At 59.6% G+C, this 13,113-nt stretch carries 14 protein-coding genes; 11 read left to right on the top strand and 3 right to left on the bottom strand.

Annotated features, from left to right (window positions below; translation table 11 throughout):
* Nucleotides 1-354: 354 nt before the first annotated feature.
* Complete coding sequence (locus ABG996_RS06775; RefSeq protein ID WP_347479196.1) at nt 355-1,383, top strand: hypothetical protein; 1,029 nt, start codon at nt 355-357, stop codon at nt 1,381-1,383.
* Nucleotides 1,371-2,138: a hypothetical protein gene (locus tag ABG996_RS06770; protein WP_152068460.1), complete on the top strand. Its 768-nt coding sequence runs from the start codon at nt 1,371-1,373 to the stop codon at nt 2,136-2,138. Before ABG996_RS06775 ends, ABG996_RS06770 begins: the two co-directional genes overlap by 13 nt.
* A gap of 240 nt (nt 2,139-2,378) precedes the next feature.
* Here the strand turns inward: ABG996_RS06770 and ABG996_RS06765 are convergent, their stop codons facing one another.
* Nucleotides 2,379-3,311, bottom strand: a complete 933-nt coding sequence (locus tag ABG996_RS06765) for a type I phosphomannose isomerase catalytic subunit (protein ID WP_411266838.1) — start codon at nt 3,309-3,311, stop codon at nt 2,379-2,381.
* A 74-nt stretch (nt 3,312-3,385) separates the two neighbouring features.
* A complete protein-coding gene (locus ABG996_RS06760; protein WP_260700014.1) occupies nt 3,386-4,105 on the bottom strand; it encodes a GntR family transcriptional regulator in 720 nt (239 codons plus the stop codon).
* Nucleotides 4,106-4,386: 281 nt separating this feature from the next.
* Here ABG996_RS06760 and ABG996_RS06755 point away from each other — a divergent pair, with 281 nt between their 5' ends.
* The 3 genes from ABG996_RS06755 (at nt 4,387) to nhaA (ending at nt 8,058) form a co-directional block, all read left to right on the top strand.
* Nucleotides 4,387-5,340, top strand: a complete 954-nt coding sequence (locus tag ABG996_RS06755) for an ROK family protein (protein ID WP_117820909.1) — start codon at nt 4,387-4,389, stop codon at nt 5,338-5,340.
* Nucleotides 5,341-5,508: 168 nt separating this feature from the next.
* Nucleotides 5,509-6,432, top strand: coding sequence for a manganese-dependent inorganic pyrophosphatase (locus ABG996_RS06750; protein ID WP_006235927.1), 924 nt, complete (start codon nt 5,509-5,511; stop codon nt 6,430-6,432).
* A gap of 267 nt (nt 6,433-6,699) precedes the next feature.
* Nucleotides 6,700-8,058 carry a Na+/H+ antiporter NhaA gene (gene nhaA / locus ABG996_RS06745; protein WP_347479192.1) on the top strand — a complete coding sequence of 453 codons (1,359 nt, stop codon included), beginning with the start codon at nt 6,700-6,702 and terminating at the stop codon, nt 8,056-8,058.
* 332 nt (nt 8,059-8,390) lie between these two features.
* Here nhaA and ABG996_RS06740 read toward each other — a convergent pair whose 3' ends face one another.
* A complete protein-coding gene (locus ABG996_RS06740) occupies nt 8,391-8,645 on the bottom strand; it encodes a hypothetical protein (RefSeq protein WP_055285533.1) in 255 nt (84 codons plus the stop codon).
* 150 nt (nt 8,646-8,795) lie between these two features.
* Here ABG996_RS06740 and ABG996_RS06735 point away from each other — a divergent pair, with 150 nt between their 5' ends.
* The 6 genes from ABG996_RS06735 (at nt 8,796) to hypB (ending at nt 13,112) form a co-directional block, all read left to right on the top strand.
* Nucleotides 8,796-10,100, top strand: a complete 1,305-nt coding sequence (locus tag ABG996_RS06735) for an aspartate aminotransferase type Ic (protein ID WP_347479190.1) — start codon at nt 8,796-8,798, stop codon at nt 10,098-10,100.
* A gap of 51 nt (nt 10,101-10,151) precedes the next feature.
* Nucleotides 10,152-10,466, top strand: coding sequence for an STAS domain-containing protein (locus ABG996_RS06730; RefSeq protein ID WP_035137695.1), 315 nt, complete (start codon nt 10,152-10,154; stop codon nt 10,464-10,466).
* A 153-nt stretch (nt 10,467-10,619) separates the two neighbouring features.
* Complete coding sequence (locus tag ABG996_RS06725; protein WP_347479188.1) at nt 10,620-11,219, top strand: twin-arginine translocase TatA/TatE family subunit; 600 nt, start codon at nt 10,620-10,622, stop codon at nt 11,217-11,219.
* The gene (gene tatC / locus ABG996_RS06720) at nt 11,219-12,010 is read left to right on the top strand and encodes a twin-arginine translocase subunit TatC (RefSeq protein WP_022093860.1); all 792 of its coding nucleotides are present in this window, start codon (nt 11,219-11,221) and stop codon (nt 12,008-12,010) included. Before ABG996_RS06725 ends, tatC begins: the two co-directional genes overlap by 1 nt.
* Nucleotides 12,011-12,016: 6 nt before the next feature.
* Nucleotides 12,017-12,373: a hydrogenase maturation nickel metallochaperone HypA gene (hypA, locus tag ABG996_RS06715; RefSeq protein WP_346979259.1), complete on the top strand. Its 357-nt coding sequence runs from the start codon at nt 12,017-12,019 to the stop codon at nt 12,371-12,373.
* Nucleotides 12,374-12,428: 55 nt separating this feature from the next.
* Entirely contained in the window at nt 12,429-13,112 is a 684-nt protein-coding gene (hypB, locus tag ABG996_RS06710; protein ID WP_161115879.1) for a hydrogenase nickel incorporation protein HypB, read from the top strand.
* The last annotated feature ends 1 nt before the right edge of the window (nt 13,113 follow it).

Here is a 13,113-nt window from a genome sequence, read left to right as displayed (position 1 = left end):
CCGGGCGCGCCGGGGGCTTTGGTCGCCTGCTCGGACAGTCCTGCTCGCACGGAGAGCACATTAAGTGCTCTCCGGCTCGTGCGGAACTCGCGATCGACCAAAGCCCCCGGCGCGCCCTCTTCCTTGTGGCGTTTTGGCCTGCAGCTTGCGAACGTCGCTTTGCTTGTCCGCTTTTTGATCTGGAGAGCCGGGTGGGCTGAATACTTAGACATGGCAAGGGGCTCCCCCGTTAAAGAACGGGGGAGCCCCTTGTTGCGTTTTGAATGGTGCGCTTGGCTTTGATGATTGATGATTTTATACGATTCAGTATAATTTCAGATAGATACTAAAATGTAACTGAAATGAAAAGGGTGATTGGACATGCTGCTAAATTGTCTCCCAAAAAGACTCTTCTCTTTAGAGCTCGCCATCGACCCGGAGCCAGTTGAGATGCAGATTCCTCGCATGTATCTTGAGCGGTATTCGCTTCGCTTGGCACGGCTTGGCATGTCTGAGCAGGGCCGTTTTATTGTTGCGGAACCTAAAGAACCGCCCAGTGTCATTTCGGCGCGAAATCTCGTCAATGCAGTGCTTACGTTAGATGCTCGTCCGGTGGCAATTTGCTGGGATGCTATGGATTTAGGTTTTATGCGCGCGCTTTCTTCGGAGGGAATCGCATATATCCGAGATGAGCGAAATGCGTTCCTGCCGTTTATCGGAGCCGTTATTTCCGATGAAGTGCTGGGTGCTTCTCCCGCTGCTCCGCTTTCGTCCCAATCTCAACGAATCGTCCTAAATCTCATTGCGGGACGATGGGTTGACTGCTCCGCCGGCGACCTAGCGCGTCTGTGTGGCAAAAGCGCGGCAAGCGTCAGCGGCTATCTTTCGGAAATCGCCGCTATAGCTCCTGGGTTGATTATGCGGGACGGCAAAAAGCGTATATTGTGTGACGCCGGGCTGTCGACCGAGACGTTGCTAGATGGGTTTGAGGACTATCTTCGCACGCCAGTTTTAGAGCGAATCCGGCTCAAGAAGGTTATCGAGAGAACAGAGCTACGTGCCGTTGATGCGCTGCTTTCCGGTGTGTCTGCCCTTAGCTATATGTCCGACCTTGCCCATGAAGACTCTGCTCCAACCATTGCTCTCGAAAAATATCAGCTAAAGGCCTTGAAAGAGCATATGGGCGACAGATGGCTGGAGGCTCAGTGGTACGAACCGGCGGCAGTTGTGATTGAGGTCTGGTCGTATTCCGTGGACGCGCCGTCCGATATTAGTTTTGACGCGACTGGTTTGCAGTGTGTCGACCCGTTTTCCTTATACGTTGCTTGCGCAAAAGCAGATTACAAAGAAGATCGTCTGCTCGACGCGGTCGAACAGCTCAGGAGGACGATATGTCAAAAGTGAGGGGAATAGAGCGATTTGCCGATGCCATGAGCGGCTGTAAAGGCGGTTACGTCCTTATTGGTGGAGGGGCCTGCAGCGTTCTATTTGACAATGAGGGCGATTCGTTTAGAGCTACTGAAGACTTGGATGTCGTCGTAATTGTTGATGGGAAAGGCGTTGAATTCGCCACTGCATTGTGGGCATTTATCAAAGCTGCCGGATATGAGACTGGAAAGGTCGGCGATGGAAGGTGCACTTACTATCGGTTCTGTTTGCCCGAAGGATCAAGGCAAGTCCTAGACTATCCCGGCCAAATTGAGCTATTTGCCCGACATCCTGATTTTGTGCTCGAAGATGAAACGAGCGAAGTGGCACCTCTTTCCTTTGACGGGGCCGTATCAAGTCTTTCGGCAATTATTCTCGACGATGGCTACTACGAATTTATTCGCGACAACGCAACGAACGTAGAGGGCATTACGTTGCTCGATGCGCTCCATATCATTCCCCTCAAGATGCGTGCACACATTGATATCAATAGGAGCTATGAAGAAGGGCGCCATTGCAACGATAAAGATCGACGAAAGCATCGCTCGGATATTGTTCGACTTGCGGGTTTGTTGCCGCCTTCGGCTCGCTTGGAGCTAATAGAGCAAATGAGGGCTGATGCCGGAGACTTCTTTGCGGACTTTTCTTCTTATGTAAATCGGCAGACCGATCGTAAAGAGAGAGCGCGTCTTCAGGACACATTATCGTTTCTCGAAAAGGTCTACCTATAGGCACCTTGATTCGTTATGTATGGCGAGGGGCTCTCCCGTTTGATGAGCGGGGGAGCCCCTTGTTGCTTTTTGATTGTCGTAACTAGCCAGAGGCTCGCCGGGACGGGCGCGGGGGTTTGGTCGATCGCGAGTTCCGCACGAGCCGGAGAGCACTTAATGTGCTCTCCGTGCGAGCAGGACTGTCCGAGCAGGCGACCAAACCCCGCGCCCCGTCCCGGCGAGCGCTTGGGGACCGGTGGCCTACAGGTGGCTGATGATCAGTTCCATCTTGCCTTCGAGGTCGATGGAGCTGACGGTGCTCGGGGCCAGCAGGTGGCTTCCCTTGTGGACGGGGTCGCCGCAGACGGTGCCTTCGCCGTCGATGACCGACAGGCACATGAAGGGCCAGCGCTGGTCGAGGGTCTTGCTGCCGTTGGCGCGCACGCGATCGACGGTGTAGCAGGGGTTGGACTCGAGCTCGGTCACGCCGTCCACCTCGGGCGCGGTCACCGTGCCGTCGGTCGGAGCCTGAGCATCAAAGTCGATGCAGTCGAGGCTCTGCTCAATGTGCAGCGGGCGCAGCTTTCCGTCGGTGCCGGGGCGGTCGTAGTCGTACAGGCGATATGTCACGTCGCTCGACTGCTGCGTCTCCAGAATCAGCGTGCCGGTCTTGATGGCGTGAACGGTGCCGGAGTCGATCTGGAAAAAGTCTCCCTTGTGAATCGGCAGCACGTTGAGCATCTCGTCCCAACGGCCCCCCTCGATCATCTGCGCGGCCTCGGCGCGGTCGTGCGCGCGCTGGCCGACGATGATCGTGGCACCGGGCTCGCAGTCCAGTACATACCAGCACTCGGTTTTGCCCAGGCTGCCGTTCTCGTGCTTGGCGGCGTACTCGTCGTTGGGATGAATCTGGATCGAAAGGTCGTCCTTGGCGTCCAGAATCTTGATGAGCAGCGGGAACTCCTTGCCCTCGCAGTTGCCAAAGAGCTCGCGGTGCTCGGCCCACAGCCACGACAGCGTGTGGCCGGCGTACGGTCCCTCCGCAATCTGGCAGTCGCCGTTGGGATGGGCCGAGATGGCCCAGCACTCACCGATGGGACCCTCGGGAATGTCGTAGCCAAACACGGTCTCCAACTGGCGGCCGCCCCAGATCTTCTCGTGGAAGATCGGCGTGAGTTTAATCAAATCGGACATGTGCATACTCCCATAAGGTTGTGCGGGTGCCGCGTAAGACGGCTCAAAACGAGCGCCCGCGTGACTACAAAAACCTATGCCAACGTTACGTTGTGCAACTCAAAGCGATCGCCAACGTTGCGCGAGATCGAATACTCAAAGGCGGCGCCGCTGTCCAAAAAGCCAATCTGGGTGAGCTCGAGCAGGGGAGAGCCAAGTTTGGTGTCCAGACGCTCGGCTTCTTCCTCGGTTGCTGCCACGGCGCGAATGGTACGGTGGAAGCTCGAAATCTTCAGCCCACATTGCTCGCGGATGAAGCGGTAGACCGATCCGTACAGGTCCTTCTTTTTAAGGCCTGGAATCAGCTCGAGGGGCATGTAGGTGTACTCGATAACGATGGGCTTCTCATCGGCCTGACGCACGCGCACGACGTGATAGGCAAAGTCATCCTCGGCAATTCCCAGCTGGGCTGCGATGTCCGCTGGTGGATTAACGATCGAGAAATCGTAGACCACCGAGGTCACCTTCTCCCCGCGATGCTCATACGAAAAACCCTGGGTACGGTCGTTTTTGCCCTGGAAAAACGCCTGGCCGGGAAGCCCCGCCGTGTCCTTAACGTAGGTACCCGATCCACGCCGGCTGGTAATAAGACCTTCTTCGGTGATTTGTTCAATAGCTCGTTTGACGGTGATTTTGGAAACGTTATAGAGCTTGCAGAACTCAACGACGGTAGGAAGCTTGTCGCCCGGTTTAAGAGCGCCATCCTCGATAGTGCGACGAATATCTGCAGCTATCGCCTCGTATTTGGGAATCATGGAACCTCCTTTCCAACTTGGTTGAGTATAAAAGAAAGTATAGTTAACACCTAAGCATCCCTATTATATATTTAAAAAGTTCGGGAAAGATATAATTAAAAGTCGCTTTGCATATAAATTAGAGCGCTCTAAATAGATAAACATCTGAGTAATGTCGTGTTAAGCGGCCATTCGCGTTTTCCCAGATAAAACCTGCCAAAACAAACCTGTCCTTTTTGGTAGGTTTTTGCCTTGGGAGCGGTACCATACAGGCAATGTTTAAACGAGAAAGGCGGGCTCCCATGGAACCTAAGCAGTATTACATCGGCATCGACGTCGGCGGCACCTCGGTCAAGGAGGGTCTGTTCGATGAGGACGGAAACCTGCTTGCCAAGGCCAGCGTGCCCACGCCTCCCATCGTTGACGCTGCGGGCTTTGCCGCGGTGACCGAGGCTATCGACCAGGTGGTCGCCAAGGCACAGATTCCGCGTGCCTTTGTGGCGGGCATTGGCCTGGCCGTTCCGTGTCCCATCCCGGCGTCGGGCGATGCCAAGGTCAAGGCCAACATTGCCATTAACCTGCCCGAGCTGAGGGTCGCCATTCAGGAGCACTGCCCCGATGCGGTCGTTAAGTATGAGAACGATGCCAACGCCGCTGCCATGGGCGAGGCCTGGCTCGGTTCTGCCAAGGGCGTGCAGAACGTGGTGATGGTCACCATTGGTACCGGCGTGGGCGGCGGCGTTATCGTTAACGGCGACGTGGTATCGGGCGTTGTGGGTGCTGGCGGCGAGATTGGCCACATGTGCCTGAACCCGGCCGAGGAGCGCACCTGCGGCTGCGGCGGCCATGGCCACCTGGAGCAGTATTCCAGCGCCACCGGCGTGGTGAGCAACTACCTTGCCGAGTGCAAGAAGGCGGGCGTCGAGCCCATCGAGCTGACCGGCCCCTCCGATTCCAAGGACGTGTTCCAGGCTTGTCGCGAGGGCGACAAGCTCGCGCTGGCCGCGGCCGATACCATGGCCGACTATCTCGGCCGCGCACTGGCGCTTATTGCCAACGTGGTTGATCCCGAGATGTTCCTCATCGGCGGCGGCGCCTCCGCCTCGGCCGATGTCTACCTCGACAAGGTTCGCGAGCACTTTAAGCAGTACGCGCTTTCCGCCTCGCGCGAGACGCCCATTAAGGTCGCTTCGCTCGGAAACGACGCCGGCATCATCGGTGCCGCCTACGTAGCCCTGCGCGCTGCCGGTAAATAGCTGGTGCAAGGGGGACAGGTTACATTGCACCAACATGGTGCAAAAGGGACAGTCTTGGCCCCCGTGCCTGCGCCCCAAAATATGCCGTGGCCCTTCCGTCTGCGAAGGCTCGGCATCGGCGTGCTACCATAGCTACGTCCAAGTACACATATCAAGTGGAGGATATCCATGGCAAACGTTCTTGTCTTTGGTCACCAGAACCCCGATAACGACGCCATCATGAGCGCCGTCGTCCTGTCCCAGCTGCTCAACCAGGTTGAGTATGCCGGCAACACCTACGAGGCCTGCGCCCTTGGTCAGCTTCCGGCCGAGTCCGCCAAGCTGCTCGCCGACGCCGGCATTGCCGAGCCCCGCGTGATCGAGTCCGTCGAGGCCGGTCAGCTCGTCGTCCTCACCGACCACAACGAGTCTGCCCAGTCCGTCGCCGGTCTTAAGGACGCCACGGTCTTTGGCGTCGTCGACCACCACCGCATCGGCGACTTCGAGACCGCCGGCCCGCTGCACTACATCTGCCTGCCCTGGGGCTCCAGCTGCACCATCGTCACCAAGCTCGCCGGCGTGCTCGGCGTTGAGCTTTCCGACGTTCAGGCCAAGCTGCTGCTCTCGGCCATGATGACCGACACGCTCATGCTCAAGAGCCCCACTACCACCGATGTCGACCGCGCCGTCGCCGCCAAGCTCGGCGAGCAGGTGGGCGTCGACCCGGTCAAGTTTGGCATGGAGGTCTTCCTCACCCGCCCGTCCGGCTCCTTCACCGCAGCCGAGATGGTTGGCAACGACATCAAGATGTTCGAGCCCGCCGGCAAGAAGCTGCTCATCGGCCAGTACGAGACCGTCGACAAGAGCCGTGCGCTCGGCATGATCGACGAGATCCGCGAGGCCATGCGCGCCTACGCCGCCGAGAAGGGTGCCGACGGCATCGTCCTGTGCATCACCGACATCATGGAGGAGGGCTCGCAGGTCCTGCTCGAGGGCGAGACCGAGGCCGCTCAGAAGGGCCTGGGCATTGCCGACGAGCACGACGGCGTCTGGATGCCGGGCGTCCTCTCCCGTAAGAAGCAGGTTGCTGCCCCCATCATGGCCGCCTGCTAGGTTTAGTTGACCAAACGCCACGACCGGATCGCGGACGCCCCGCGCTCCGGTCGTTTTTTGTGCACGGCGCCGCGTCGTCTCTTGGACAGGCGTGCCCGTGCCGTTGAGCAAATAATGTTCAACCTGTGGTTCCGCTTTTCGGCCACGCCTGCGTGCTTGTCGTGCAGGGTAGGCTAGATGCAAGCGTAATACGTTAGAGCGCGGCGCCGCCACTTGGGCGGGCCGTGCTTTTTTAAGACGGGAGCCATCCCGTGAAAGGAGCCGCCCATGGCAGCAACTGAGCAGCTGTTCAACGTTCGCGAGCGCAAGCGCTTTGAACGTCACGACATCTGGGAGCGCATCGCCGAGAACGGCACGATTTCCGCCGCCGTCATGGTCTTCGCCGCCATCGCCGCCGTCATTTGCGCTAATACCGATGCCTACGAGGCCATCCATCACTTTTTGGAGACCCCGCTGTATGTGGGTCTGGGGCATTTGACGGCTGGCCTCACCGTCGAGCTTTTCGTCAACGACTTCCTCATGGCGATTTTCTTTTTGCTGGTGGGCATTGAGCTCAAATATGAAATGACGGTCGGCGAGCTCAAAAACCCGCGCCAGGCTATGCTTCCCATGCTGGCGGCCGTGGGCGGCGTCGTCGTTCCCGCCTGCATCTATCTGATCTTTAACCATGCCGGCGCGCACAACGGCTGGGCCATTCCCATGGCAACCGATATTGCCTTTGCGCTGGGCGTGCTGTCGCTTTTGGGCAATCGCGTGCCCAACGGCGTGCGTGTGTTCTTCTCGACGCTCGCCATCGCCGACGACCTCATCTCCATCGCCGCCATCGCCATCTTCTACGGTCAGAGCCCCAATCCGTTTTGGTTGGGCGCCGCCGCGCTTGTGACGTGCGCGCTCGTGTGGCTCAACAAGACGCAGCACTACCGCCTCGCCCCGTATTCGGTGCTGGGCCTGCTGCTGTGGTTCTGCATGTTCAAGAGCGGCGTGCACGCTACGCTTGCCGGCGTCATCCTGGCCTTCACCATCCCGGCCAAGTGCGGTGTTAAGCTTGATAGCCTCACCGATTGGCTGGGCGAGTGCTTGCCGCTGCTCGATGACCGCTACGACGACGAGGCGCACATCCTGGGCCAGCATGACTTTACCGTCTCGACTACCAAAGTCGAGCGTGTCATGCACCGCGTGACCCCGCCGCTCATCCGCATGGAGCGCCTGATCTCCACGCCGGTCAACTTTGTGATCCTGCCGATCTTCGCGTTCGTCAACGCACAGGTTCGCCTGGTGGGCGTGGACATGAGCACGCTACTCACCGACCCGGTGACGCTCGGCGTGTACTTTGGCATGCTGCTGGGCAAGCCGATCGGCATCTTTGGCATGACGTTCGCCCTGGTCAAGCTCAAGGCCTGCGAGCTGCCGCACAATGTCAACTGGCATATGATTGCCGGCGTGGGCATTCTGGGCGGCATCGGCTTTACCATGTCGATTCTCATCAGCGGCCTTGCCTTCCCGACGGCTGAGTTTGAGGTTCTGGCCGCTAAGGCCGCTATTCTCGCCGGCTCTGTCACCGCGGCCGTACTTGGCATGATCTACATGAGTGTGATCTGCAAGCACCCCGCGCCCAAGAACGAGTAGGCGCGTAGAAACAGACGCCAGAGTCTGCTCGAGCGCGTGTAAAACGCGGTTTTGAGTGGTACTTGCCACCTGCCGGACACCCCAGTGGCCAAAAAACGCCGTTTGTGAGTACTGTCACAAACGGCGTTTCATTTTAGGCGCGAAAAATAATGTACAAATCTATTCTGTCTGTGCATTAACGATTGCGTGGCTGGACGAAAAATGCCGATGCATCCTTCCAAAACCGGACACAAAAGGCCAAGACTGGCCTTTTTAATTCAAAATCGCTGTTACTAAAAAAGTAACAGTACTCATATTTGCTATTTTTTGACCACAGGCCCCAATGACTAGGTTTATTCCACGGTGCCGTAGATGGCGCCCCAGCCGTGGGCGGCCAAGGCGGAGTTGAGCTGGTCGCAAAGTGACTGGCGGTCGTAATAGCCGGGCGGTAGCAGGTTCACGATTTCCATGAGATCGGGCGCCAGGTCCAAGATTTCGGCCTGTACGATCAGATCCAGGCGGTCGATGGCGTGGCGGTCGTAAAACAGTCCGTCGACCAGGCGCTGCAGGTCGCCGAATTCCTCGGCTTGGAACGATCCGTACTCCATAGTGCCTCCTTGGGCGCCCCACGCCGGCATGCGCGGCGATTCGTAATTTATTGCGATGGACTTAATCTATCACGGCTTCATAACGTTGCGGCGGTGGCGGTCTATACTTAGACAAACTGCAACGTACCGCTTCGCGAAAGGTCGCACCCCATGCAGACGATCTACCAGAAGATGGAAACCACCGAACTCGATGCCGCCATCGAGGCGCTCAAGGCCGAGGTCTCCGAGGTCAAGGCCAAGGGCCTGGCGCTCGATATGGCCCGCGGCAAGCCATCGCCCGCCCAGGTGGACATCTCGCGCCCCATGCTCGATATCCTCAATGCCGATGCCGATCTGCACGACGGCAACGTCGACTGCTCCAACTACGGCTGCTTTGAGGGCATTCCCTCGGCACGCAAGCTAGCGGGGGAGTTCCTGGGTTGCCCCGCCGAGCAGACGCTCGTGCTGGGCTCGTCGAGCTTGCTGATCGAGCACGATATCGCCGGTATGTTCTGGCGTTGCGGCTCATGTGGTAGCGACCCTTGGGAGGCTTACGAGGCCGCGCACGACGGCAAGAAGGTCAAGTTCCTGTGCCCGGTTCCCGGCTACGACCGCCACTTTGGCATCACCGCCGATCTGGGTATCGAGAACGTCCCCGTCGCGATGACCGACAACGGCCCCGACATGGGCGAGGTCGAGCGCCTCGTCGCCGCCGACGATTCCATCAAGGGCATCTGGTGCGTGCCCAAGTATTCCAACCCCACGGGCATCACCTTTAGCGAGGACACCGTGCGTCGCCTGGTCGAGATGCCCACGGCCGCGCCCGATTTCCGCATCTTCTGGGACAACGCCTACTGTGTGCACGACCTGTACGACGAGACCGACGAGCTCGCCAACATCTTCGATCTTGCCCGCGCGGCGGGCACCGAGGACCGCGTGGTGGCCTTTGCCTCGACGTCCAAGATCACCTTCCCGGGTGCCGGTATCGGCTTTATCGGTGCGAGCCCCGCGGTTATCGCGGAGTTCTCCAAGCGCCTGAAGGCCGGCCTCATCAGCGCCGACAAGCTCAACCAGCTGCGCCACGTGCGCTTCCTTCCCACCATCGAGGTGGTCAAGGAGCACATGAAAAAGCATGCCGAGTTCCTGCGCCCGCGCTTTGAGGCCGTCGAGCGCAAGCTCACCGAGGGTCTGGGCGAGACGGGCTGCGCCACCTGGACGCACCCCCGCGGCGGCTACTTTGTAAGCTTCGATGGTCCCGAGGGCTCGGCCCAGAAGGTCGCCGCGCTCTGCGCCGACCTGGGCGTCAAGCTCACGCCGGCCGGTGCCACCTGGCCTTATGGCAAGGACCCGCGCGACACCAACATCCGCATCGCGCCGAGCTATCCCACGGTCGAGGACCTGGAGGCCGCGCTCGATGTGCTGGTGCTGGCTGTGAAGCTTGTCGCTGCCGAGCTTGCGCGTGCCGAGCGCGCCTAACGCGCGGCTTCCCGTACTATCCGCACTTTCGATACACAAAGGAGCGTATACATGGATTTGGGTATTTCCACCAACCCCACGCCAGAGCTCTACACCATTAAGGTAACCGGCGAGATCGATATCTCTAACGCCGATAGCCTGCGCAATGCCATCGACCTGGCGCTCGAGCAGCCCACTGAGGCCGTTGAGCTCGATTTTGCCCAGGTGAGCTACATCGATTCGACGGGCATTGGCGTGCTCGTGGGCGCCGCGCACCACGCGGTCGACCACGGCAAGCGCTTTAGCTGCACCAATGTGCAGCCCCCGGTGATGCGCGTGGTCCAGCTGTTGGGTGTCGACCAGGAGATTTCGATCACCGCTGCATAATCTTTGCCCCCAAAAGGGCGTGCCGTTTGGCATATGTTTGTGATGCGCTCGGACGTTTTGGCGTCCGGGCGCTATACTTGACCGAATGAATAGACGAGTTCCGGCCGAATGGCGCGGTGCGGGCTCGACTCACATCGAGCCTTGGAGGTATGTGTGTTTGGTATTGGAGAGGGTGAGCTCGCGATCATCGTGGTCTTCGGCTTTTTGCTGTTTGGCCCGGATAAGCTCCCGCAGATGGGCCGCACAATCGGCCGTGCCATCCGTCAGTTCCGCGAGACGCAGGAAAAGATGACGGCCGTTGTTCAGTCCGAGATTATCGATCCGGTAAGTGAGGCCGCTTCGGCACCGGTCAAGCCCAAGAAGACTGCCGTCGATGACGATTCCGATGCGGACGAGGATGCCGCCGAGACGGCAGCGCCCGCAAAGAAGGAGACCTTTGCCGAGCGCCGTGCCCGCCTTGCTGCCGAGAAGGCCGCGAGCGAGGCTGCCGCCGAGGGCGAGGGTGCTGCTGAGGAGTCCGAGGCCGAGGGTGCCGAGCCTGCCGCTGCCGCCGAGCCTGTCGTCGAGCCCGAGCCTGCTGTAGAACCGGAGCCCGAGCCCGAGCCGGCAGAGCCCACGACGGCCGACCTCTACGCCCGTCGTCCACGCAAGCGCAAGGCCGTCGTCGACCAGCTCGCCCGCGAGCTCGAGGCCGAGGACGACGCCGCTGCCGAGGCTGCCACCGCCGATGCCCCGAAGGGAGGCGATGAGTAATGCCTATCGGACCTGCGCGCATGCCGCTCTTCGATCACCTGGGCGAGCTCCGTCGCCGCCTGACCATCGTGGTCGTGTCGGTGTTTGCCGCCGCCATCGTGCTGTATTTCGCCACGCCCGTGGTGCTCGACATCCTGGAAGACCCCATCCGCTCCTTTGTGCCGGACGGTAAGTTCTACATCACCACCACGCTCGGCGGCTTTGGCCTGCGCTTCTCGCTGGCCATCAAGATGGCCGTGGTCATGTGCACGCCCATGATCATCTGGCAGATTCTGGCATTTTTCCTGCCGGCACTGCGTCCCAACGAGCGCAAGTGGGTCGTGCCCACGGTGCTTGCCTCGACGGTGCTGTTCTTCCTGGGCGCAATCTTCTGCTATTTCATCATCATTCCTGCGGGCTTTGAGTGGCTCATCGGCGAGACCTCGGCCGTCGCTACGGCGCTGCCCGATCTGGAGAACTACGTCAACATGGAGCTGCTCTTTATGATCGGCTTTGGCGTGGCGTTTGAGCTGCCGCTCATCATCTTCTACCTGTCCGTCTTCCACATCGTGTCCTACGCGGCCTTCCGCGGCGCCTGGCGCTACGTGTACGTGGGCCTGCTTGTGGGCTCGGCTGTGATTACGCCCGACGGCTCGCCCGTTACGCTGGGCCTCATGTATGGTGCCCTGCTCTCGCTCTACGAGATTTCGCTCGCCATTGCCCGCGTGGTCATTACCGCGCGCGAGGGCAAGGAGGGCTTGTTTGTGAGCCGTCTGGACCTGTTCTCGGACGATGAGGACGACGAGGAGTAAATCGGTATGCACGAGGTTGGCATTGTCAACGGCATACTCGATACAGTGATTCGCGCGGCGCGTGGGGCGGGGGCCTCGCGCGCCGTTTTGGTAACGCTGCGTATCGGGGATATGACCGAAGTTGTGCGCGAGGCGCTCGACTTTGCGTGGGAGACATTTCGCGACGAGGACCCGCTCACGCGAGGCTGCGAGCTTGCCGTGGAGGAGGTCCATCCACAAAGCGAGTGTCTGGACTGCGGCGAGGTTTTCGACCACGATCGCTTCCACTGTCGCTGTCCCCAGTGTGGTGGTGCCAACGTGCGCCTACTGCGCGGCCGCGAGCTCGATATCGCGAGTATCGAAATTGAAACCCCCGACGATTAGCCCGCCAGCCACCTGGGGACGGGGTATAAAGGGGCCAAAGTAAGGAGTGCCGAGTATGGCCGAGAAAACGATTGATATCGCGTCGCCGATTCTGTCGCGCAACGAGCGCCTGGCAGATCAGTTGCGTCAGCGATTTAAAGAGACAAACACCTATGTGATCAACGTCTTGTCGAGCCCCGGTTCGGGCAAGACCACCACGATCCTGGGCACCAACGAGCGCCTGCGCGACAAGGCCGGCCTGCGCTGTGCCGTCATCGAGGGCGATATCGCCTCGGATGTCGACGCCATCACCATGAAGGAAGCCGGCATGCCCGCCATCCAGATCAACACGGGCGGCCTGTGCCACCTCGAGGGTAACATGATCATGGAGGCCGTTGACGCGTTCGACCAGGCGGTGGGCCTTCAAAACATCGACGTCATCTTTATCGAAAACGTGGGCAACCTGGTCTGCCCGGTCGACTTTGACCTGGGCGAGAACCTGTCCATCATGATTCTCTCGGTGCCCGAGGGCGACGACAAGCCCATCAAGTACCCGGGCATCTTCCAGCACGCCGGCGCGCAGCTGCTCAATAAGGTCGACGTGGCCCCGGCTTTCGATTTTGATATGGATAGGTATACTAGGACACTCGACGACCTCAATCCGCAGGCGCCGCGGTTTGCCGTGAGCGCGCGCAAGGGCGAGGGCATGGATGCCTGGTGCGATTGGCTCATCGGGCAGATCGAGCAAGCAAGGGCGTAAA

This window comes from Collinsella aerofaciens, from assembly GCF_039836695.1.
Lineage (GTDB): Bacteria > Actinomycetota > Coriobacteriia > Coriobacteriales > Coriobacteriaceae > Collinsella > Collinsella aerofaciens_BD.
The sequence above is the reverse complement of the archived record's forward strand: the minus strand, read 5'-3'. Positions and strand labels throughout refer to the sequence as shown.